At 60.5% G+C, this 22,582-nt stretch carries 20 protein-coding genes; 10 read left to right on the top strand and 10 right to left on the bottom strand.

The annotated features are described in order from the left end of the window. Positions 1–6 precede the first annotated feature (6 nt). On the top strand, positions 7–1,662 hold the full coding sequence (locus EXW71_RS16385) for an NAD(P)H dependent flavin oxidoreductase family protein (RefSeq protein ID WP_134659962.1): 1,656 nt from the start codon (positions 7–9) through the stop codon (positions 1,660–1,662). Positions 1,663–1,691: 29 nt separating this feature from the next. Here EXW71_RS16385 and EXW71_RS16380 read toward each other — a convergent pair whose 3' ends face one another. The 6 genes from EXW71_RS16380 to EXW71_RS16355 all read right to left on the bottom strand — a co-directional run bounded on the left by EXW71_RS16380 (position 1,692) and on the right by EXW71_RS16355 (position 9,036). Then, positions 1,692–3,431, bottom strand: a complete 1,740-nt coding sequence (locus tag EXW71_RS16380) for a dipeptidase (protein ID WP_134659964.1) — start codon at positions 3,429–3,431, stop codon at positions 1,692–1,694. A gap of 214 nt (positions 3,432–3,645) precedes the next feature. After that, a complete protein-coding gene (locus EXW71_RS16375; RefSeq protein ID WP_134659966.1) occupies positions 3,646–4,863 on the bottom strand; it encodes a phospholipase D-like domain-containing protein in 1,218 nt (405 codons plus the stop codon). 55 nt (positions 4,864–4,918) lie between these two features. Beyond that, on the bottom strand, positions 4,919–5,566 hold the full coding sequence (locus tag EXW71_RS16370) for a MotA/TolQ/ExbB proton channel family protein (RefSeq protein WP_123716825.1): 648 nt from the start codon (positions 5,564–5,566) through the stop codon (positions 4,919–4,921). 17 nt (positions 5,567–5,583) lie between these two features. Beyond that, on the bottom strand, positions 5,584–7,866 hold the full coding sequence (locus EXW71_RS16365; protein WP_134659968.1) for a TonB-dependent receptor: 2,283 nt from the start codon (positions 7,864–7,866) through the stop codon (positions 5,584–5,586). A 25-nt stretch (positions 7,867–7,891) separates the two neighbouring features. Further along, positions 7,892–8,626 (bottom strand): energy transducer TonB, encoded by a 735-nt coding sequence (locus EXW71_RS16360; protein WP_134659970.1) that lies wholly within the window; start codon positions 8,624–8,626, stop codon positions 7,892–7,894. Between the two features lie 2 nt (positions 8,627–8,628). Next, on the bottom strand, positions 8,629–9,036 hold the full coding sequence (locus EXW71_RS16355) for a biopolymer transporter ExbD (RefSeq protein WP_134659972.1): 408 nt from the start codon (positions 9,034–9,036) through the stop codon (positions 8,629–8,631). 190 nt (positions 9,037–9,226) lie between these two features. Here EXW71_RS16355 and EXW71_RS16350 point away from each other — a divergent pair, with 190 nt between their 5' ends. Continuing rightward, entirely contained in the window at positions 9,227–9,781 is a 555-nt protein-coding gene (locus tag EXW71_RS16350) for a GNAT family N-acetyltransferase (protein WP_134659974.1), read from the top strand. Then, on the top strand, positions 9,778–11,352 hold the full coding sequence (locus EXW71_RS16345; protein ID WP_134659975.1) for an alkaline phosphatase: 1,575 nt from the start codon (positions 9,778–9,780) through the stop codon (positions 11,350–11,352). The genes EXW71_RS16350 and EXW71_RS16345 overlap by 4 nt, the downstream gene beginning before the upstream one ends. Here the strand turns inward: EXW71_RS16345 and EXW71_RS16340 are convergent. Beyond that, the gene (locus EXW71_RS16340; RefSeq protein WP_134659976.1) at positions 11,349–11,975 is read right to left on the bottom strand and encodes an alanyl-tRNA editing protein; all 627 of its coding nucleotides are present in this window, start codon (positions 11,973–11,975) and stop codon (positions 11,349–11,351) included. The genes EXW71_RS16345 and EXW71_RS16340 overlap by 4 nt on opposite strands. Before the next feature lie 90 nt (positions 11,976–12,065). Here EXW71_RS16340 and EXW71_RS16335 point away from each other — a divergent pair, with 90 nt between their 5' ends. After that, positions 12,066–12,998, top strand: a complete 933-nt coding sequence (locus EXW71_RS16335; protein ID WP_134659977.1) for a LysR family transcriptional regulator — start codon at positions 12,066–12,068, stop codon at positions 12,996–12,998. 59 nt (positions 12,999–13,057) lie between these two features. On the opposite strand, the gene EXW71_RS16330 is transcribed toward EXW71_RS16335, so the two are convergent. After that, a complete protein-coding gene (locus EXW71_RS16330; protein ID WP_134659978.1) occupies positions 13,058–13,465 on the bottom strand; it encodes a PA2817 family protein in 408 nt (135 codons plus the stop codon). Between the two features lie 75 nt (positions 13,466–13,540). Beyond that, positions 13,541–15,988 carry an acyl-CoA dehydrogenase gene (locus tag EXW71_RS16325; protein WP_134659979.1) on the bottom strand — a complete coding sequence of 816 codons (2,448 nt, stop codon included), beginning with the start codon at positions 15,986–15,988 and terminating at the stop codon, positions 13,541–13,543. 190 nt (positions 15,989–16,178) lie between these two features. Between EXW71_RS16325 and EXW71_RS16320 the strand changes: the two genes are divergently transcribed. From EXW71_RS16320 to EXW71_RS16305, 4 genes are all read left to right on the top strand, one after another. Next, positions 16,179–16,838 (top strand): transglutaminase family protein, encoded by a 660-nt coding sequence (locus tag EXW71_RS16320; protein WP_134659980.1) that lies wholly within the window; start codon positions 16,179–16,181, stop codon positions 16,836–16,838. A 56-nt stretch (positions 16,839–16,894) separates the two neighbouring features. Further along, positions 16,895–17,512, top strand: coding sequence for a glutathione S-transferase family protein (locus tag EXW71_RS16315; RefSeq protein WP_123716846.1), 618 nt, complete (start codon positions 16,895–16,897; stop codon positions 17,510–17,512). A gap of 132 nt (positions 17,513–17,644) precedes the next feature. Next, complete coding sequence (locus EXW71_RS16310) at positions 17,645–18,577, top strand: ABC transporter ATP-binding protein (protein WP_123716847.1); 933 nt, start codon at positions 17,645–17,647, stop codon at positions 18,575–18,577. Then, positions 18,574–19,353: an ABC transporter permease gene (locus EXW71_RS16305; protein ID WP_060756954.1), complete on the top strand. Its 780-nt coding sequence runs from the start codon at positions 18,574–18,576 to the stop codon at positions 19,351–19,353. Before EXW71_RS16310 ends, EXW71_RS16305 begins: the two co-directional genes overlap by 4 nt. A gap of 127 nt (positions 19,354–19,480) precedes the next feature. On the opposite strand, the gene EXW71_RS16300 is transcribed toward EXW71_RS16305, so the two are convergent. Then, the gene (locus EXW71_RS16300) at positions 19,481–20,026 is read right to left on the bottom strand and encodes a TetR/AcrR family transcriptional regulator (protein ID WP_134659981.1); all 546 of its coding nucleotides are present in this window, start codon (positions 20,024–20,026) and stop codon (positions 19,481–19,483) included. A 91-nt stretch (positions 20,027–20,117) separates the two neighbouring features. Here EXW71_RS16300 and EXW71_RS16295 point away from each other — a divergent pair, with 91 nt between their 5' ends. Further along, entirely contained in the window at positions 20,118–21,305 is a 1,188-nt protein-coding gene (locus EXW71_RS16295; protein ID WP_134659982.1) for an MFS transporter, read from the top strand. A gap of 114 nt (positions 21,306–21,419) precedes the next feature. Continuing rightward, on the top strand, positions 21,420–22,568 hold the full coding sequence (locus EXW71_RS16290; RefSeq protein WP_134659983.1) for a TDT family transporter: 1,149 nt from the start codon (positions 21,420–21,422) through the stop codon (positions 22,566–22,568). Positions 22,569–22,582 lie beyond the last annotated feature (14 nt).

Genomic DNA, 22,582 nt, shown 5'->3' with positions numbered 1-22,582 from the left:
GTCCTTATGAACACACGCCATGTCATCGAACTCTCCCCATCGGGGAAAACCTTTGAAGCCGGTGACGAACTGTTGCTCGACGCGATGCTCGCCAGCGGCCTGCCTGTGCCGTTCTCCTGCCGGCGTGGAGCGTGCGGTTCGTGCAAGGTCGTGGTCGCCCAGGGGCAGTACCGTGCCAAGCGCCTGGCGCCGGGCACTCCTTCTCCCAGCTATCCCCTGGCGGCCAATGAAATGCTGCTGTGCCAGAGCCATGCCTGTGCCGATATGCGCTTGGAGATTCCCGGCTGGTCCCTGGACGCGCCCGCGTTGGTTGTTGAGGCGACAGTGCTGAGCAAGCGCGCACTCAGCCCCGACATCATCGAGTTGGTCGTGATGCCGGATATGCCCTTGGCGGCGCGGGCGGGCCAGTACCTCAAGTTCCGCCTGGTCGACGGTGACTCGCGCTGCTTTTCTATCGCCAACCTGCCGGCCGATGGCGATGGACGCCTGATTTTTCAGATTCGTCGGGTGAGCGGCGGGCTGTTTTCCGAGACCCTGCTCGGCGACCTTGACGTCGGCGATCTATTGCACGTGGAAGGGCCTTTTGGTGCCTGCACCTGGCAGGACGATGACGTGGCGCCTGTCGTCTTGTTCGCCACCGGCACTGGCTATGCGGGGATCAAGCCGATCCTGCTGACCGCCTTGAAACGTGGTGTCGAGGTGACGTTTTACTGGGGTGGCGCACAGGCGGCAGATTTTTACGACCGCGCCTTCCTGGACCAATCGGTCATCGACTGTCCCCGTTTCCACTGGCACCCGGTGCTGGCATCGGAGGGCAGGGTGCAGGACGTTGCGCTGAGCCATGGGCACCGCTGGGAAGAGGCGCAGGTGTATGCCTGCGGCAACGGCGGGATGATCAACCAGGCGCGCGCGGGTTGCCTCGAGGCGGGCTTGCCGGTCCATCGTTTTGTCGCGGAAGCCTTTGTGCCCAGTGGCCCGTCGAGCGTCGACACATTGCTTAACTCATTGGATGAAACCTGGGAAAAAGTCGGGCCGCGGTATTCGCTCGATGGCATGCTGGCGGCACGTGAGAAAAGCGTGCGCGCGCTGGCATCGATTGCCAGCCAACTGAAGGTTGGCATGACCACAGGGGCTGCCCTCGAAATGGCCGCCCGGCAATTGCAGGCCATGGGCGCCTCACATACCTGGCACCCCACCTACATCCGCTTTGGCGATGATACGGTGCGTCCGCCGCGGGAAGGGATCGATCCGTCACGTACATTACGCCCCAGCGACATTGTGGTAGTGGACCTTGGCCCGGTCTGGGACGGCTACGAAGGGGACTACGGCGACACTTTCGTCTTCGGCGAGGCGCCGTTGCACCTGGACTGCCATAAGGTGCTGCATGAAGTCTTCGATGAAACCCGCGAAGCCTGGCTGCGAGGCATGACCGGTGTTGAACTGTATGACTTTGCCGAAGACCGCGCCATGGCGAAAGGCTGGCGGCTATCACGTAACCTGGCAGGCCACCGCATTGCGGATTTTCCCCATGCGTTGTTCGGTAGCAAGGAATTGGCTGACCTGGATATCACCCCCAGCGAAATGGTGTGGGTGCTGGAGATCCAGCTTTGTCACCCCGTGCTGCCAATCGGTGGGTTCTTCGAAGATATCCTGATGCGTTGAGCCCGCCGTTGCGGCGGGCTCACGTGGCCTCAGAGCTTGGGCAATTGCCCGACGCGTCCGATCATTTCCGTGACGATCTGCAGGTCCAGCAGGAACTGGTCGACGCTCTTGAACTCGCCGTCCGTGTGCCCGGTGTATTTGACTTCCGGGCGCGCCAGGCCGAATTGCACGCCATTGGGCAATTCGTGCACGGAGGTTGCGCCGGCCGAAGTGCCGAACTTGTGTTCCATGCCCAGGTTTTCGCTGGCCACGGCGAGCAAGGCTTTCACCCATTCGCCTTCAGGGTTGCGGTACATCGGCTCGGCCACCGAGTAGGTAAAGTCCACCTTGACCTTGGATTGCTTATCCCAGGCGCTGAGCTTGTCGGCGATTTCGGCTTTGAGCACTTCCGGGGTCTTGCCCTTCGGCACGCGCAGGTTCACCGCCAGTTTGAAGGCTTTGGCATCCTGGCCGACAAATGTCAGCGAGGTGGTCAGCGGCCCCATGAAGGCGTCGGAGAAGCCCACGCCCAATTTGCCGCCCAGGTAATCCAGGCCCCAGTTGTCGGCGGCATACCGTGCAGCGTCGGTAATGTGGTTGTGTTTGAGGGCAATCTTGCCGTCCAGGCTGTGGATCAGCACCAGCATGCGCGCCACCGGGTTCACACCGGATTCCGGTTCAGAGGAGTGAGCGGAAACGCCGGTCACCGTCAGCTTGACCTCGTTGCCGACCACTTTGGCGGCCACTTCGAAGTCGCCGCCATTCTGCTTGGCGTATTCAACGCCGGCTTTTTCCAGGCTGGCCGCTAGTTCAGCCGGTTTGTCGCTGACCAGAGTGGCCACCGATACCGAAGGAATCTGGTTGGTGGCCATGCCACCGGTCATCGAAATGATTTCCGCGCCTTTGCCTTCGCCTTTGCGTACCGGGAAGGTCGCCATCACCGTGCCGTAGCCTTTTTCGGCAATCACTACCGGGTAGCCGCCATCCAGCGCCAGGTTGTATTGCGGGGTCGGGTTGTGTTCGAAGTAGTAAGGAATTGCGTCGCCAGAGGTCTCCTCGGTGGTGTCCACCAACAACTTGAAGTGACGCGCCAGCGGCAGCTTTTCTTCCTTGATCACCTTCATGGCGTACATCGCCACTACGATGCCGTTCTTGTCATCCTCGGTGCCACGACCATACATGCGGTCGCCGATCAGCGTGACCTTGAATGGGTCGAGCTTGGTGCCGTCCTTGAGCACCCAGTTCTCCGGCGTTACGGGCACCACGTCGGCGTGGGCGTGGATGCCCACCACTTCGTCACCGCTGCCTTCCAGGGTGATTTCATAGACGCGGTTGTCGACGTTACGGAAGTTCAGATTGAACGCTTTGGCCAGGCTTTGGATCTTGTCGGCGATCTTGAGGAATTCCGGGTTCTTGTACTGCGGCAGGCCATCCACATTGAACGTCGGGATTTCCACCAGCTCGCGCAGGGTTTCCAGGGCGGCCTTGCCGTACTTCACCCGCGTGTAAATGCCGAGCAGACGATTGATTTCGTTCTGCTGGTCGGCGCTCAGGGGGTTGTTGGCCAGGAACGTATCAATGGCTGGGCCGACATCATCGGTTTTCGCCAGGTCACCCTTGGACAGGGTGCCGAGGAAACCACGGAAATCGGTGGCCGGCGCTTCGTTGAAATGCTTGATGATCTTCGCGCTCTGTTCGGCGCTGAGGTTGGCGAATGCCGGGCTGGCGACGGCGCAGAGGCTGGCGGCGAACAGCGTGGCGGCAGCCAGTTTTTTGAGTGGGAAGTGCATTGTTAGAGGCATTCCTTTGCAGATAGTGAGTAAGAGGTTTCTGATCAATAAGTCAGAAACATTTCTACACACTACCATCACCAAGGTTGCTATAGGGAGGCCTTGGTGTGGGAAATATCGTACTCAGGTGTCAGGACAATAAAGACTCAAATGGGGGAGGGGGCTTGCCCCCTCCCGCAGGGGATTTGTTTTGGGTGTTGAATCACATTTCAGGTCAAGGCTTGCCAGGGTGCGGGTCTGGGTACTGTGCCGCTACATCGAGCGCCGTGGCATACGGCCCATCCCACAACTGCTCATGCAACTCGCCGATACGCTTGGCCATCGCGTTGTCGTGCATCACCACTTCCAGGTTGCGCGAATTGTCGAAATAGCCACCGAGCCAGTTGCTGGTACCCACCCACGCCACCTGTCCATCGATTTCCATCGTCTTGCTGTGGATCACCCGTGCATAGGGGATAAAGCCTTGTTTGGCTTCGGGCAGGGTGACGATCCTGATCTCGACGTTCGGCAGTACGGCCAGGCTTTTCAGGTAGGGCAGTTCCAGTGCGTCGGTGTTCCAGTTGGACACCATCAATTTGATTGACACCCCACGTGCAGCGGCGGCGCGTACAGCGTTGTCAATCACCGCGTAGTAAGGACGGGTGCGATCCGGTCCGTAGGACAGCGGCGCATAGTCCAGCAGTTGCACGCGCACTTGCTTTTTTGCCTCGCCCAGCAGGCGCGGCAGCTCCAGTTGGGAGTCACCCACGCCCGGCGGGTTGTAGCGCTGCGGGCTGGCCACCAGATAGTTGCCGGTGCGCGCAGGCGCCTGACCGGTGACGGGCAGCGGCACGGGTTTGTTGTCGGTGAGGGCCGCCTGGGCTGTCCAGTCCTGGTTGAAGATCGCCTGGACCTGGCTCACCACGGTCGAGTCGCTGATGCGCAAGCCTGTTTCGTGGATATGTTCCAGGGAGCGCCAATCGAAATTCTGGCTGCCGACAAACGCCTGTTTACCATCGACCACCAGGTATTTGGCGTGGATGATGCCGCCGCTCAATTGCCCATAGGGCAACACGCGGAAGGTCAGGTTGGGGATGGCGCGCAGGCGCTCCAGGGTGGAGGCTTCCGACAACTTGATGCCTTTTTCTTCGAGCAGGAAGCGGATCTTCACACCGCGTTTGCCGGCGGCTTCCAGGTGCTGGATCACTTGGTCCATCACCGAGCCGGGATGGTCGGCGGCGTAGAACTGGCCGATATCAATGGTGCTTGTGGCACCGTCGAACAACTCTATCCAGACCGGGCCAGGCTGACGCAAATCAGCAGTGCCTAACGTGGTATCCACCGGTACGGTGTGCACCAGTTCAAACCCTGGAATTGAAAAGTCCGCTTGGGCAAGCGGACTGAGGAGCAAACCGGCGAGGCCTGCGATACGCAATTTCATTGATAGGTGCATGGGCGTCTCATCGGGCAAAAAGAACAGCGGACGCATCCAGCGTCCGCCCTGAAAGTCATGCTGTGCGGGTGTGCAGCGGCGTCGGCACCAGATGCGGTACTTCACCCTGGACACGGGCGCCGCTAGCGGCGCGGATCAGCAGGATCTTCAACTGGTCGTTGATGCGCTCCAGGCTGTCCTGGAAGAAGTTGTGGAATACCACGCAGAACAGCGCAATGGCGATACCCAGGCCGGTAGCGAACAAGGCCGTACCGATACCACCGGAGATCTGGCCTGGGTCGGATACACCGGCCGACGCCAGGGCCTTGAAGGTGTCGATGATGCCGAGGATGGTACCCAGCAGGCCCAACAACGGCGCGGCGGTGGTGATGGTCTCGATGATCCACAGGCTGCGGGACAGCGGCGCGCGGGTCTTGAGGTACTGGGTGTCGATTTCGTCATCCAGGTCTTTGCGCGAACCATGGGCGGCTTTCTGCGCCAGGATCGGCAGCACCATGTTCAGCGGCAGGCTGTCGCGGCGGGTCAGGGCCTCAGGCAGGTCACGTTCGCTGTGCACATTGGCACCCAGCACTTCGGTCAAGGCGCGCGCCTGGCGACGCACATAGGCGAAGTAAATGCCGCGTTCGATGGCGATAAAGATCGCAATCGCCATGGCGGCGTACATCACATAAAAGGTGATGGCGTGAAGCAGGTTCATGTCCATGATCTATAGCCTCGCAGTTAGAAATTCGCTTCCAGGGAAACCGTGACGGTACGGTCCAGGCCAACGATGTAGGCCGGGTCGCCATCGCGGAAGCCGCTGTAGCTCGCCGCGTTGGTCTTGGTGGTGTACACACCGTCCAGGTACTTCTTGTCGAACAGGTTGTCGACGTTCAGGCGCAGGGTCGCGTCCTTGACCACTTTCTTGTCCACCGGCAGGTAGATACCGGCGCCGAGGTTGAACACGGTGCGGCCGGAGATGGCTTCGTCGTTGGTCAGGTCGCCGAACAACCGGCTGGTGTATTTGCCGCCGAAGGTGCCGTAGAAGCGCCCGTCGTCATAGCCGATATTTGCGGCCAGCATGTTTTTCGGCACGTTGGCGAACTGCTTGCCGCTGGTGGGCAGCAGGATGGCTTTGCCGGCGTTGTAGACGGTCAGGTCATCTTGCTGCTCGGCCTTGGTGTAGGTGTAGGAGGTGTAGTAGTTGAAATGGTTAGGCAGCAGGCCGCTCCATTCCAATTCCAGACCCTTGTTGGTGACGGCACCGGCGTTGATGTCGGCGAAGTCGCCGTTGATGTCCTTGGACGACACCTGGCGGTTCTTGAACTCCATGTAGAACAGGGTGGCGGCCAGGGTCATGTCGTCGGCGGTGTAGCGCCAGCCCAGTTCATGGTTCCAGCTGGTTTCCGGCTTGGAGTCGATCGAGTTGGCACCTTTGTCGTACAGCACGTAGTTCTGCGGCACGCGCATGTTGCGCGACAGGCTGTAGAACAACTGGTCACGCTCATCGAGCTGGTATTTCAGGCCCGCGTTGGGCAGCAGCTTGTTGTAGGTCTGGTTACGCTTTTCCGGTTGCTCGGTGAGGCTGCCGTTGTTGGTGCCGTCGCGCTCGACGTTCATGTAGGCCAGGCCGGCCACCAGGGTCCAGTCCGAATTGATGAACCAGGTGTCCTGGGCCCAGACTTTTTGTGCCGGGGTCACGGTGAAGCGGTCGCGGCCTTGCACGGTGTTGCCGTTGGCGTCGACCACGGACGTGCCGTCCGGCCAGGTGTCGCTCGGCTTGCCGTTGTTCTTGAGGGCAATGAACGGTTGGGTCTGGCTCTGGCGCGCGCGTTCGTACCAGTAGCCGAATTGCAGGCTGTGGTCGCCCAGGTCCCAGTTCAGCTTGGTGGTGATGCCCGGACGCCAGGTCTGGGTGCGCGAAGGGCGGTAGTACACGCCGGTGGTCGAGGAACCGTCGGCGTTGTACTGGGCGGCGGTCGGCAGGTTGCCCAAATCGAAAATGCCGCCCTGGTTGGAACCACGGTTCAGCGCGTACGAAGAGGAACCTACACCGCTGCCGTTACCCCAGTAGTAATACGGGATGACTGAAAGCGACAGGTTGTCGGCCAGCTTGAACTGGGTATTGAGTACGCCGGTGAAGGTCTGGAACGGGTTCTGCGCCAGGGCGTAGTAGTTGTTGACCTTGCCGTTGTTGCCCAGGGCCGGCGTCGCGGCATACGGGTCGTATTTGCGGCCGTACTGCTGGAACTGCGCCTTGGTCAGCTGGCTGTAACTGTTGTTGTCCTGCTCGTGGTACTTGAGGATCAGGTTCGCGGTGTTGCCGTTACCGGCGTCGAAGAAGCTGTTCCACTCCACTTTGTCGGCACGCACGGCACCCGACCCACGCCACATATCACCTTCGGTGTGGGACACCGAGAGCCAGTTGCTCAGGCCATTGACCTCACCTGTATTGATGCGGGCGAAGGTCTTGCGCGTGGCGTTGCTGCCCACCACCTGTTTGACGAACGCACCGGTCTCCTTGGTCGGGCGGATCGTCACGATACCGATGTTGCCGCCGCTGGAACCGATATGCGGGCCGTCCGCTTCCGAGGAACCCTGGGTGACGAAGATCTGATCGATGTTTTCCGGGTCGCCCAGCAGGTTGGAGTACAGCGCGTAGTTGCCGGAGTCGTTGATCGGCATGCCGTCTACCGACATACCGACCTGGTCGGAGTTCATGCCGCGCAGGGTGAAGCGGAAACCCGAGAGCCCGGTGTTGTCTTCGCTGGAGATATTCAACCCCGGCGTGTACTTGAGCTTGTCGATGGCATTGCCGGTAGCGGTCTGCTTGTCCAACGCTTCCTTGGTGATGGTCGAGCGGCCCTTGATGCTTTCTTCCGGGACCATGTAACCGCCCCCGGAGGTCGCCTTGCCCTGTACGCCAATCGTCCCGACGTCACTGTCGCTGGAAGCTGCCATGACCATTCCTTGAGTCATGCTCGTCGCGGCAACGAGTGCCAGATGAATCCGTGTGAACCTCATCACTGTCGTCCTGGTGTCGGGGTGCTTATTGCACGCTGTAGTTGAAGGTGGCGGTGAAGCGTTGCTCGTTGCGTCCACCGAAGGCTTGTTCGGGGAACGGCTTGACCTGCTTGATGCGGCGCAGGCTATTGGTAGCGGCCCGATTGAGCAGCATGCTCGGCGCCGGGGTCTGGATCCCGGAGTCGAGGACACGGCCTTGTCGATCCACCATCAACCAGACCACCACCTCGCCACTGGGGCGCTCGAGGGACGCCTGGCGCCCGGTGGGGTATTGCTTGTAAGTATCCAGCTCGTTGCGCAGACCTTTGAGGTAACCACCCTCCAGCGCCTGGCCATCCACTTTGGGCGGTGCCGGTGGCGCGGGCGGTGCGGGCGTCGGGGCGACGGCGGCCTGCACCGGCTTGGCGGCGACGGGGGCCACTGGCGCGAGTGCAGGTGTCGGCTTGGCGGCTACCACGGGTTTGGGTTTGGGCACCGGCTTGGGCTTGGGTTCAGGTTTGGGCAGCGGCTTGGGCGGCGGTGGCGGAGGGGCCGGCTCGGCCTCTTCATCCTCAATCACCGGCGGTGGCGGCTCTTGTTCCACTACGGGGTCAGGCACCACTTCGGGCTCTGGTTCGACTAAGGCAAGTTCAACCGCCGACTCATCGTACTGAGGCTGGATTTTCAGCGGCTGGGACTGGATACCCAGGGCAATCAGCACCAGGGCGATCAGGGCCGGGACACTGCCCAGCAGCTGACGGGTACGAAACAATACATACATGGTCAGGACTTACGCGTGGCGATAGAGACGGAGGTAAAGCCACCCTGGCGCAGGGTGTCCATCACTTCCACCAGGCGCGAAACCTCAACGCCCTTGTCGCTGTTGACGATGATTGTCGACTTGGTGTCGGGCTTTTCCGCAGCCTTCAGAGTGGGGACCAACGCATCGACCGTGAGGTCTTTACCGTCGAGCTGCAACTGGCCTTCCAGGCCCAGCGTCAGGATGAATTTGTTCTGCGGCTTGAGCTGTTGCGAAGTGCTGGCGCTGGGCAACTGTGTCTTCATGCCGAGTGCCGGAATCACGTTCAGACTCACCAGTACGAAAAACACCAGGAGGAACATCATCACGTCGATCATCGGAATCAATTCGATGTGTGCCTTGCGTTTCTTGGGTTCATCCCAGGTTCTCATTCTGTTGCCCCGTCATTGAATTAGGGGCGACACGCTACCAACCAAAAATGACCGATTGGTTAACAATAATTTACGGTTTAAAGGCTCTAGGACGCATCTTTCAGAAGTGTCACCGTGCATTTTCATGACGTAATGAAATTGACACGAAGGCCGTACACTCTTGATGCATTTATTTTGAGAGCCGCCCCGCATGTCGACTGAACTGCCTCACTTGTCCACACCGCGTTTACTGCTGCGGCCACTGGAGCCGGACCAGGCCGAGGTACTCTTTACACTCGCCAACGGGCCGAAAATCGCGGATAACACCGCCAATATTCCAGAGCCCTACACCTTGGAAACGGCGCAGGTTTTTATTGCCGCCATCGCAGAAAAATATCGTGCAGGCGAGTTGCTGAGCCTGGGCATGCATGTGCATGCAACCGGCGAATTGGTGGGGATCATCAGCCTGCGTCTCAGCACTCGACATCACTACGGCCACCTCGGCGGTTGGGTGGCGGCGCACTGTCGCAATCAGGTTTATGCCGCTGAAGCAGCGAGCGCAATGACGGACTTCGGCTTCACCGAACTGGGGTTGCAGCGGGTGGGCAGCCAGTGTTTTGGCCGCAACAAGGAATCGGCACGGGTCATGGAAAAAATCGGCCTGCGCTATGAAGGCTGCCTGCGTCAGGCGTTTCTCAAAAATGGCGTGTATGAGGACTTGCTCGGGTTTGCCACGGTGCGTGACGACTGGGCGCGCCGGTTGTGAGCGGCGCAGTGGACCATGGCCGCCGCCGGGTGCTCTCCGGCATTGCGTTAGCGACGGCGTTTTCGATCCTCAGCCCTTTTGCCCGCAGTGCCGGGGTGGACTATCCGTTTACCCTCGGTGTGGCATCGGGCGACCCATTGCCGGATGGTTTTGTGATCTGGACGCGCCTGGCGCCACTGTTCAATGCCGCGGATGGACGCGGTGGGTTGAACCGTGCGGTGCCAGTGCGTTGGCGGGTGGCCAGTGATGCGGCGATGACGCGCCTCGTCAAGCAAGGCGAGGTGATGGCGACCGAACGGTTTGCCCATTCGGTGCATATCGAGGTGGCCGGGCTGGATTCAGGCAGGCCATATTGGTACCAGTTCGAAGGGCTCGGGGCACAGAGCCCGGTGGGGCGGGTAAGCACCGCGCCGCCATTGCATGCAATGGCATCGGCGAGGGTGGGGTTTGTATCGTGCTCGCATTGGGAGCGCGGGTATTTCAGCGCCTACCGTCACCTCGCGTCAGAGCAGCCCGACTTGGTGTTTTTCCTTGGCGACTACATCTACGACAGTTCCTACGCGGTTGACTCCGGCAAGATCATTCGCCCGCACGGCAGTGGCAACGCAGTGAGCCTGAGCGACTATCGCAACCGTTACGCGTTGTACAAAACCGACCCGGACCTGCAGGCCTTGCACGCCGCCGCGCCCAGCGTGGCGACCTGGGATGACCACGAGGTACAGAACGACTACGCCAATCGCTGGTCCCAGGACCCGAAAGTATCGGTGAAGCAATTCCTGCAGCAACGGGCGGCAGCCTACCAAGCCTTTTACGAGCATATGCCACTGCGCGCGGGCAGCGTGCCGAGAGGACCGGATATGCGCATCTATCGGCGCCTGGACTACGGCCGACTAGCGCGCTTCCATGTACTGGACGGGCGCCAATACCGTTCGGAACAGCCGTGCATTCTCCCCAACGGCAGTCACCAGGGGCATGTCGCCGACACTACCTGCACCGACTTGCGCGCGCCCAACCGCACGATGCTCGGCTGGGAGCAGGAGGCCTGGCTGGACCGAGGGTTCGCCGAATCAAAGGCGCAGTGGAATGTCATCGCCCAGGACCTGTTAGTGGCACCGCTGACTCAACGCGATCTGACCAACCACAAGCCTGGGCGCTGGACCGATGGGTGGGACGGCTATATGGCCAACCGCGAGCGCATGTTGGCGTCGATCCAGCATCGACAGGTGAAAAACCCGGTGTTCTGGGGCGGCGATATCCACTCGTTCTGGACCACGGATCTGCACGCTGACGCCGGTGACCTGGACTCACCCGTTGTCGCGACCGAATTCGTCGGCACTTCAGTGACGTCCGACGGCCCGCCGTTTGACGCCTTCACCCAGATCCTGCCGCTCAACCCCCATGTGAAGTTCTTCGACAGCCGTCAGCGCGGCTATGTGTCGGTGGCGCTGGAGGAGCAGAAAATGTTGACGAGCTTCCGGGTGATTAGCGACCCGCGAGACCCCACCGCCACGGTATCGACCCTCAAGACATTTGTGGTGGAGGCGGGGCGAGCGGGGGCGATTGCGCTTTAATCCAGGCTGTAGCGCACCGACAGCGTGCCTTTTTTCTCCGACAGGGCCAGGATCGTTACCTGGCCCAATTCGCTCAGCCATTGCACGTGTGTGCCGCCGCAGGCATACGCCGGCAACGCGCCGAACCCGACCTCCCGCTTACCGTCTTCCAACGTCATGTAACGCGAATAGTCAGCGGCGACCCATTGATCGATCTGCTGCTGGATTACCCCGGCATCTATGGCTTGTGCTGTTTCCCCGCGGATAAATGTGATTTTGCCTTCGCCCGGCCAGTGATGCGCCTTGATCGGCATCCAGCCCAGGTTTTCCCCGGCATTACCGATCAGGTGCCCGGCAGAATGCAGGCGGGTGTAGAGGGCGCGGCGTCGTTCGTCGACCCGTGCGGTGACGGTCCCCAGCGCAACTGGCTTGTCCACGTAGTGAACGAGGCGGTCGGCTTCCTGGGTCACATGCAGTACGTTGCTTTCACCGAGCCAACCGGTGTCGGAGGGCTGCCCGCCACCTTGGGGATGAAAGATCGTCGAATGCAAGGTGACTGCAAACCGATCCTCGTGCGGTGTGCAGGCGAGCACTTCAAGTTCGGCTGTCAGGTGGTCGTGGGTAAAGAACAGGCGCTCGGTCATCGGGTTACATCCGCATCAGGGTTCTAGCAGCAGTATAAATAGTGCGTAGATGAGTGATAATCCGTTCAAATATCAATGGACCTGTGCGTCATGAGCATCAATCTTCCTTTGCCGCTGCTGGGTGAAATGGCGATTTTCGTCAAGGTGGTGGAAACCGGCAGCTTCTCCGAGGCCGCGCGGCAACTGAGCGTTTCGCCCTCGGCAGTGAGCCGCAGCATCTCGCGCCTGGAACAGGCCCTGGCCACGCGGCTGTTGCAACGCACCACACGCAAGTTGCGCTTGAGCGAGGGGGGCGAGGAAGTGTTCAAGCGCTGCCGCGAGATGGTGAGCGCGGCGCGTTCGGTGATGGAAATCAGCGGTCAATTCACCCATGAAGCCGAGGGCCTGGTGCGGGTCAGCGTGCCGAAGGCGGTGGGGCGGTTTGTGGTACATCCGCACATGCCGGAGTTTTTGCGGCGCTACCCCAAGGTGGATGTGCAACTGATCCTGGAGGATCGGCATGTCGATATGATTGATGACAACGTCGACCTGAGCATCCGCATCACCGACAGCCCGCCGCCGGGCCTGGTGGGCCGGCAGTTGTTGCCCATCGAGCATTTATTGTGCGCGACGCCGGACTATTTGGCCGAGCAGGGTACGCCCCTGCATCCCCATGATTTGCTGGAGCACAGTTGCATTTACCTGGGTGAGACCCCGGGAGATTCCCGCTGGAAATTCCGCCAGGGCAGCAAAACCGTGACCGTAGGGGTGCGTGGGCGTTACGCGGCGAACCATACCGGGGTGCGGCTGGATGCGGTGTTGCAGCATGTGGGTATTGGCAGCTTGCCGTACTTCACTGCGCGGCATGCCATGGAGGAGGGGCGTTTGGTACAGGTACTGCCGGAGTGGGATTTTATTGCGTCCTACCACGGCGAGGCGTGGTTGCTGCATTCGCCGACGCGCTATCTGCCGCCGAAATTGCGCGTGTTTATTGATTACCTGGTGGAGTGCATGGCGACTGAGCCGACATTGCGTCGACGCTAGAAGCGCGGTTGGAAATGCGTAAGAGGGCAAACCCCTTACGCATGCATTCTGTGACGGCCTCAGTGCTTGCTTTGGTCATCCGGCATGGCCAGCAGTTGCTTTTCCTGGTTCCAGTCGAACGGTTCGTCGTTCTGTTCGGCCTCATAGCGACGCTCTTCCAGGGCCTGGTACATCTCCAGCTCTTCGTCCGGCATGAAATGCAGGCAATCGCCGCCAAAGAACCACAGCAGGTCGCGCGGCACCAGATGGGCAATTTGCGGGTAACGCAGGATGACCTGGCTCATCAGGTCCTGGCCCAGGTACTGGCTTTCGATTGGGTCGACCGGCAGCAGGGCGCGCAGTTCGTCGAAACGCTCAAGGAACAGCGCATGGCTTTCCTCGGGTACCTGTTCGGCTTCGCCGACGGCAACCAGGATGCTGCGCAGGTGGTCGAGCAAGACGAGATGATCGGCAACGGCGTTGGACACGAGATAAGTCCTCTAAAGCAAAAACGGGCGCGAGAGTATATAGCTCAAGCGCCCGTAATTATATGACCGCTCGACTCAGCGGACTTTACCCTCAGCCTTGGCCAGTTCTTCCTTGCTGAAGTCGTCCACGTCGATCACCTTGCGCCGTGCGGCTTCAGCCTCACGCAGCGTCTGCGCTTCGGCGGCCTGCAGCGCACCCGCGTCCAGCGCGGCATCGATGACGTGTTCGCCCGCAGTCGGCCTGACCTGGCCGCTTTTGAGTGCAGCGTGCAGTTTTTTCTGCAATGGATGGCTGGCACCGAGCAGGTCGTAGGCGTGTTGCAGTGCGCCCACCGGATCGTCCGCCGATTGCGGGCGGTAGCAGCCGGCCAGCAACTCCTCCAGGGTCGGATCGCCCTTGGCACGGCCGATCACTGCGGCCACTTCGGCATCCAGCGCATCGGACGGCCCGGTATGGCGACGCCCGAACGGGAATACGATCACCCGCAACAGGCAACCGAGTACTTTGTTCGGGAAGTTGCTCAACAGTTCATCCAGTGCACGCTCCGACTTGCCGAGGCTTTCTTCCATGGCCCAGGCGAACAGCGGCTCCAGGTGGTCCGGCGAATCCAGGTCGTGATAACGCTTGAGCGCGGCCGATGCCAGGTACATATGGCTCAGCACATCGCCCAGGCGTGCCGAGAGGCGTTCACGACGTTTCAATTCGCCGCCGAGCAGCATCATGCTCAAGTCGGCGAGCAGGGCGAACGCAGCGGCCTGGCGGTTCAAGGCGCGGAAGTAACCCTGGCTCAAGCGGTTGCCCGGGGCTTTCTCGAAATGCCCTGCACCGAGGTTCAGGACCAGCGTGCTGGCGGCGTTGCTCACGGCGAAACCGATGTGCTGCAGCAGCAGGCCATCGAACTCCTTGAGTGCCTGGTCATGGTCTTCGCGACCGGCCAGGGCCATTTCCTTGAGCACGAACGGATGGCAGCGAATGGCGCCCTGGCCGAAGATCATCAGGTTACGCGACAGGATGTTCGCGCCTTCGACGGTGATGAAAATCGGCGCGCCCTGCCAGTTACGGCCCAGGTAGTTGTTCGGGCCCATGATGATGCCCTTGCCGCCGTGCACATCCATGGCGTGGCTGATGCACTCGCGACCGCGTTCGGTAAGGTGGTACTTGAGGATCGCCGACAGCACCGACGGTTTTTCCCCTAGGTCCACGGCGTTGGCGGTAAGCATGCGTGCGCTGTCCATCAGCCAGGCGTTGCCGCCGATGCGCGCCAGGGCTTCCTGGATACCTTCGAAGGCCGACAGCGGTACGTTGAACTGTTCGCGTACCTGAGCGTACTGGCCGGTCACCAGGCTGGTGAACTTGGCGGCGCCGGTGCCCACGGCAGGCAGCGAAATCGAACGGCCTACCGACAGGCAATTCATCAGCATCATCCAGCCTTTGCCGAGCATTTCCCGGCCACCGATGAGGAATTCCAGCGGGATGAACACATCCTTGCCGGAGTTCGGGCCGTTCATGAACGCGGCACCCAGGGGCAGGTGGCGGCGGCCGATTTCCACGCCCGGAGTGTCGGTGGGGATCAGCGCGAGGCTGATACCCAGGTCTTCTTCTTCACCCAGCAGATGGTCCGGGTCATGAGCCTTGAAGGCCAGGCCGAGCAGCGTTGCGACCGGGCCGAGGGTGATGTAGCGTTTTTCCCAATTCAGGCGCAGGCCGAGTGTTTCCTTGCCTTCCCATTCGCCCTTGCAGATCACACCGGTGTCGGGCATCGCGCCCGCATCGGAGCCGGCCAACGGGCCAGTCAGGGCGAAGCAGGGAATATCATCGCCACGCGCCAGGCGCGGCAGGTAGTGGTTGCGTTGTTCGTCGGTGCCGTAATGCAGCAGCAACTCGGCCGGGCCGAGGGAGTTGGGCACCATCACGGTCGAGGCGAGGTCGCCGCTGCGGGTGGCCAGCTTCATCGCCACCTGGGAGTGGGCATAGGCAGAGAAGCCTTTGCCGCCGTACTCCTTGGGGATGATCAGCGCGAAGAAGCCATGAGTCTTGATGTGCTCCCAGGCGGCGGGCGGCAGGTCCATGGCCTGGCCGATTTCCCAGTCACTGACCATGGCGCAGAGTTCTTCGGTGGGGCCGTCGATGAACGCCTGTTCTTCTTCAGTCAGCTGCGCCTTGGGATAAGCCAGCAACTTGTCCCAGTCGGGGCGGCCGCTGAACAGTTCGCCATCCCACCACACGGTGCCGGCATCGATCGCATCGCGCTCGGTCTCGGACATCGGCGGCAGGACTTTCTGGAACCAGTTGAACAGCGGCTTGGTGAAGTATTGGCGGCGCAGGTCGGGCAGCAGCAGAGGCGCGGCCACGGCCGCGATCAGCACCCAGAAGATCAGCAGCAGCCAGCCCGGTGCATGGCTCCAGGCGCCCATCGCCAGCAGGTAAACGGCGACCACGCCCAAGGCGGGCAGGGGCGCGGTGCGACGGTGTGCCAGGTAGGCAATACCGAGCACTAGAACCAGTATCCACAACAACAGCATATTCAATCCTCCGTGAAACCAGGGGCGAAACCACCTTGGAGCTTAGTCGGCATCCGAAAAAGCGCGGTGATCAGGGTGTAACGAGTTGTACTGGGAGCACCCTCACCAGGCGCCGACATTTGGCCGAATCGTCGTTATTGCCAGGGCAGCCCTGTCGTTAGACTCCAGGCTTGTCTCGGAGATAACGCTTATGGATACGTACCTGCGTCCCAGCCGCTTCATCGATAGTGACCACCCCGCAGTGGTGGAGTTCGCCGAAAAACATCGCGGTCCCAGCGCGGATTTATGTGACCAGGCAGTCAGTCTTTACTACGCCGTGCGTGAGGCGATTCGCTATAACCCTTACACATTCAGCCATGATCCTGACAGCCTCAAGGCCAGCTTCGCCCTGGCCGCCGGCGAGAGCTACTGCGTGCCCAAGGCCACCTTGCTTGCCGCCTGTGCCCGCCACTGCGGTATCCCGGCGCGCATCGGCCTGGCGGATGTGCGCAATCATCTGTCGACCCCCCGCCTGATCGCACTGCTCAAGAGTGATGTGTTCGCCATGCATGGCTACACCGAGTTGTACCTGCGTGGCCGCTGGGTCAAGGCGACGCCGGCGTTCAACCAGCAACTGTGCGAGTTGTTCGATGTACCGCCGCTGGAGTTCGATGGCCTTCACGACAGCGTGTTCCACGCATTCAACCGCCAGGGCCGGCGTTCGATGGAATACGTGCTGGACCACGGGCAGTTTGCCGACGTGCCCGAAGCGCTTTTCTTCGCCCACATTCAGCAGTGTTACCCACACCTGTTTACCGGGGACATGCCGACCCTGCTGGGCGATATGCACAGCGATTTAAGCCGCGGGTGAACCGGCGTATGCTGCTGCATTCATCAAGCCATGTTCATTCACGATAAGGCGCGGTCATGCTGAAAATCTGGGGTCGTAAAAATTCATCAAATGTCAGGAAAGCACTGTGGTGTGCCGAGGAGCTCGGCCTGGACTATGAGGCAATTGATGCGGGCGGGGCTTTTGGTGTGGTCGACACGCCGCAATACCGGGCAATGAATCCCAATGGCCGGGTGCCGGTGATCGAAGATGGTGACTTTGTGCTGTGGGAATCCAACACCATCGTGCGTTACCTGTGCGCCAAGCATGCGTCGGCGTTTTACCCGAGCGACCTGCAAGCCCGCGCCAATGCCGAAAAGTGGATGGACTGGACCACGTCGACCCTCGCCGAGCCGTTCAAGGCAGTGTTCTGGGGCATCGTGCGTACCCCGGCGGAAAAACAGAACTGGGACAGCATCAACGCGGGGCGCCAGGCCTGTATCGATGCATTGGCTACCGTGGACAAGGCCCTGGCCGAACAGCCTTACCTGTCCGGCGACGCATTCGGCATGGGCGATATTCCCCTGGGCTGCTTCGTTTATGCCTGGTTCGAAATGCCTATCGAGCGCCCTGCAATGCCCCATCTGGAAGCCTGGTACCAGCGTTTGCAGCAACGCCCGGCCTACCGCAAAGCGGTGATGACCGCGTTGACTTAATACCTACTATTAATACGGGTGACTGTACTTGTGCGACGTGGGCACGCACCATGCCCGTGCATCGCGGGTTGAACTACCTGCGATGCGCCCTCATCTATTTCTTCTATTCCCTTCTTTGGTGCGTAATCCGATATGAGTTCCGCTCTGTCCATCCGGCAGCTAACCAAAACCTACGGCAACGGTTTCCAGGCCTTGAGTGGTATCGATCTGGACGTTGCCGAAGGTGACTTCTTCGCCTTGCTCGGCCCCAACGGCGCCGGCAAGTCCACCACCATCGGTATTCTCTCGACCCTGGTCAACAAGACCAGCGGCACCGTGAATATCTTTGGTCATGACCTGGACAAATCCCCGGCGGCGCTCAAGCGCTCCATCGGCGTGGTACCCCAGGAGTTCAATTTCAACCAGTTCGAAAAGACCTTCGACATCGTCGTGACCCAGGCCGGCTACTACGGCATCCCGGCCAAAGTCGCCAAGGAGCGCGCCGAGCAGTACCTCACCCAATTGGGCTTGTGGGACAAGCGCGACGTGCCATCGCGCTCGCTGTCCGGGGGTATGAAGCGCCGCTTGATGATTGCCCGTGCGCTGGTTCATCAACCACGCCTGCTGATCCTCGATGAACCGACCGCAGGCGTGGACATCGAACTGCGTCGCTCGATGTGGACCTTTCTCACCGAGCTGAACGAGCAGGGCATTACCATCATCCTCACTACCCATTACCTGGAAGAGGCTGAGCAACTGTGCCGCAACATCGGCATCATCGACCACGGCACCATCGTCGAGAACACCAGCATGCGTAACCTGCTGGGCCAGTTGCATGTGGAAACCTTCCTGCTGGACCTGAAAAACAACCTGTCGGCGCCGCCGCAGTTGCTTGGTTACCCAAGCCGGCTGGTCGATGGCCACACCCTGGAAGTCCAGGTGGACAAGGCCATGGGCATCACCGCGCTGTTCACCCAATTGGCGACTCAGAACATTGAAGTGCTGAGCCTGCGTAACAAAACCAATCGCCTTGAGGAGTTGTTCGTGTCCCTGGTGGAGAAAAATCTGGCGAAGGTGGCGGTATGAGTTCCGAACTGCAACCCAACCTCGTTGCCCTGCAAACCATCGTCTATCGCGAAGTGAAGCGCTTTACCCGGATCTGGCCGCAGACCCTGCTGCCGCCGGCGATCACCATGGTCCTGTACTTCGTGATCTTCGGTAACCTGATCGGCCGCCAGATCGGCGACATGGGTGGTTTTACCTACATGGAGTACATCGTGCCCGGGCTGATCATGATGTCGGTGATCACCAACTCCTACGGTAACGTGGTCTCGAGTTTCTTCGGTAGCAAATTCCAGCGCTCCATCGAAGAGCTGATGGTATCGCCGGTATCGCCCCACACCATTCTGATCGGCTACACCCTGGGCGGCGTTCTGCGGGGCTTGATGGTCGGGGTGATCGTGACCTTGCTGTCGTTGTTCTTCACCCACCTGCAGGTGCATCACCTTGGGGTCACCCTGTTGGTGGTGGTGCTGACGGCGACGATTTTCTCGCTGCTGGGGTTTATCAACGCCGTATTTGCACGCAACTTCGATGATATTTCGATCATCCCGACCTTCGTGCTGACGCCGCTGACCTACCTGGGCGGGGTGTTCTACTCCATCACCCTGCTGCCGCCGTTCTGGCAGACCGTGTCGCTGGCCAACCCGGTTCTGCATATGGTCAACGCGTTTCGCTACGGCATCCTGGGCGTGTCGGATATCAAGATCAGCGTGGCGATCACCTTCATGCTGATCGCAACCGTGGTGCTGTATATCGGTTGCGCGCGGTTGCTGGTGAGCGGGCGCGGGATGCGCACCTGACTGACTGAATGCCGGCAGTAAAATGTGAGAGGGGGCGTGCCCCGATGGTGGTGGTTCAGTCCTTATTCACTGACTGACACACTGGCATCGGGCGCACGCCCCCTTTTACATTTGGTTTTGCAGGGCTTCAGGCTTGCAGAGCCAGTTCGATCAGCTCATGCAGTTCTTCAACCGGCAGCGGTGCGCTGGAAAACAGGCTGCGATACACCGTCGGCGCGGCAATCAGGTTCAGCAACCTGTCCAGGGTCGGTAGTGGGGCGGCGGTGTTTTGGTAACGATCAAGAATGATCTGCAACTGGCCCATCAGAATGTTGCTGCAATAGTCCCTGGGATGGCTGCACTGCACGTCGCGCATCATATTGCGCCCCAGCTCCGAACTCATTTCATCCAGGTATTGTTCGCCCCAGGCGCGCAAGTCGCCGCGCAGGGTACCGGTGTTGGCGGGTTCGCCGTCAGGGCGCAGGCGTTCCAGGGCCACGTCGGCGAGCAGGGCGGACAGGTCACCCCAACGCCGGTAAATGGTGGACGGCGTGACGCCTGCCCGTGCCGCAATCATCGGCACGGTAACGCTGGAGCGCTCATGGGCTTCCAGCAATTGGCGGGCAGCGCTGTGCACTGATTCTTGGACCCGGGCACTACGGCCTCCCGGGCGAAGGCCTTCTTTTATCGCCATGTGTAAAACCTTAACACAAAGAATTTGCTTTAAGCGCTTTCTGGTAGCACACTCCGAAAAAGCAAAATATTAGCTTTAGCGGAGCGTGCCCATGTCCAGCCTTACTTCCCATCGTTCCAATCTGGCGTTCCTGGTGGTGACGATACTGACCTTTCTCGCTGCGTCCAGCGCACCCACGCCGTTGTATCAGGTGTATCAAGACAACCTGCATTTCTCGGCGGCCATGTTGACGGTGGTCTTCGGCGTGTATGCCGTGAGTCTGCTGGCAGCGTTGCTGACTGTGGGGTCGCTGTCGGATTACCTGGGACGAAAACCGGTGATTTTCGCGGCATTGATCCTGAATATGCTGGCGATGCTGCTGTTTATCAATGCTGACAGCACCGCGTACCTGATTGCCGCCCGCGCTCTGCAAGGTTTCGCCACTGGCATGGCGACAGCGGTATTGAGTGCGACCTTGCTCGACACCGACCGTACCCGTGGCCCGATGCTCAATAGCCTTGCGCCGCTGCTGGGTATGGCCAGTGGTGGTTTGGGCAGTGGCCTGCTGGTGGAATTTGCACCACGGCCGACCCAATTGATTTATTTCGCGATGCTGGCACTGATGCTGCTGCAGGCGCTGTATGTATGGCGCTTGCCGGAAACCGTCAGCCGCATATCGGGTGCCTTGAAGTCGCTGGCGCCGACCCTGCACGTCCCCCAACAGGCGCGTCGTGCCTTGTGGCTGGCGATGCCATTGAATGTGGCGGTATGGGCATTGGGTGGTTTCTTTTCCTCCCTGGCGCCTTCGCTGGTACGGGCTGCAACGGGGTCGACCTCGCACCTGATCGGTGGTGGGCTGGTGGCGGTGGTAACGCTCAGTGGTGCGGTGATGATCTACAGCCTGCGTGACCGCCCGGCAGATAACGTCATGCGCCTGTCGGCAGCATTGTTGGCCACCGGGGTGGCACTGTTGTTGGTGGCGGTGCAGAGCGCCAGCCTGTGGCTGTTCTTCGTCGCCAGTGTGATTGCCGGCTTCGGTTTCGGCGGCGGGTTCATGGGCAGTGTGCGCAGTATCGTCGGCTTGGCGTTGCCCCATGAACGGGCGGGTCTGATGTCGGCGTTCTATGTGTTGAGCTACCTGGCGTTCTGCCTGCCGGCGCTGCTTGCGGGTAACCTGAGCCGGGTCTATGGCTTGATCGCCACTACCGACGGCTACGGTGCCGTGCTCATCGTTTTGGCCCTCGGTGCATTGGCCGGATTGCTATGGCAGGCGACGGCGCGGACCAGGCCAGCGGTGTAGCTGATATCCTTGTATTGGCGAAATAGATAACAGATAGAGATATTACCCGTTATATAGATATTCGATCAGGTTCTATGATGGCTTCAACCTCATATGAGGAAGAGGATGACCACCATGACGTGCGCGAATACCCCTAGCTACAAACCTTTCAGCCACCTGACCCGACCTCGGGAAGTGATTCGTCAATTCACGCCCAACTGGTTTGCCGCGACCATGGGCACCGGCGTGCTGGCGCTTGCGCTGGCACAGCTGCCGATCAGTGTGCCGGGTCTGCATGCCGTCGCCGAAGGGCTGTGGATGTTTACCATCGGCCTGTTTGTGGTGTTCAGCGTGTTGTACGCCACGCGCTGGGTCATGTTTTTCCACGAGGCGCGGCGAATCTTCGGCCACTCTACGGTTTCGATGTTCTTCGGCACCATTCCGATGGGCCTGGCGACCATTCTCAACGGTTTGCTGTTGTTCGGCCTGCCGCGCTGGGGCAGTGATGTGGTGCCTTTGGCGCAAGCCCTGTGGTGGTTGGACGTGGCGATGGCCCTGGCTTGCGGTGTGCTGATTCCGTTCATGATGTTTACCCGTCAGGAACACAGCATCGACCAGATGACTGCCGTATGGCTGCTGCCGGTAGTGGCGGCCGAAGTTGCCGCCGCCAGCGGTGGTCTGCTGGCGCCGCACCTGGTCGACGCCCATGGGCAACTGGTGATGCTGGTGACGAGCTACGTGTTGTGGGCATTTTCGCTGCCGGTGGCATTCAGCATCTTGACCATCCTGATGCTGCGCATGGCTTTGCATAAGTTGCCGCACGCCAACATGGCTGCGTCGAGCTGGCTGGCCCTTGGCCCTATCGGTACCGGCGCACTCGGCATGTTGCTGCTGGGCGGTGATGCGCCGGCGATCTTTGCGGCCAATGGCTTGCCCGGTGTCGGCGAGATGGCCAACGGCCTGGGCCTGGTGGCGGGCATCACGTTGTGGGGCTTCGGCTTGTGGTGGATGCTGATAGCGGTGTTGATCACCCTGCGTTACCTGCGCGCTGGCATTCCATTCAACCTCGGCTGGTGGGGCTTTACCTTTCCCTTGGGGGTTTATGCGCTGGCCACACTGAAGCTGGCGAACGTGTTGCATCTCGGGTTCTTCAGCGTATTTGGCAGCGTGCTGGTGCTGGCTTTGGCGCTGATGTGGCTGATCGTCGCCAAGCGCACCGTGCAGGGCGCCTATAAAGGCGAACTTTTTGTTTCACCGTGCATTGCAGGACTAGCGAATAAGTAAGCGGGTTTAGGTAA

This window comes from Pseudomonas sp. BCA17 (genome assembly GCF_004519405.1).
GTDB lineage: Bacteria > Pseudomonadota > Gammaproteobacteria > Pseudomonadales > Pseudomonadaceae > Aquipseudomonas.
The sequence above is the reverse complement of the archived record's forward strand: the minus strand, read 5'-3'. Positions and strand labels throughout refer to the sequence as shown.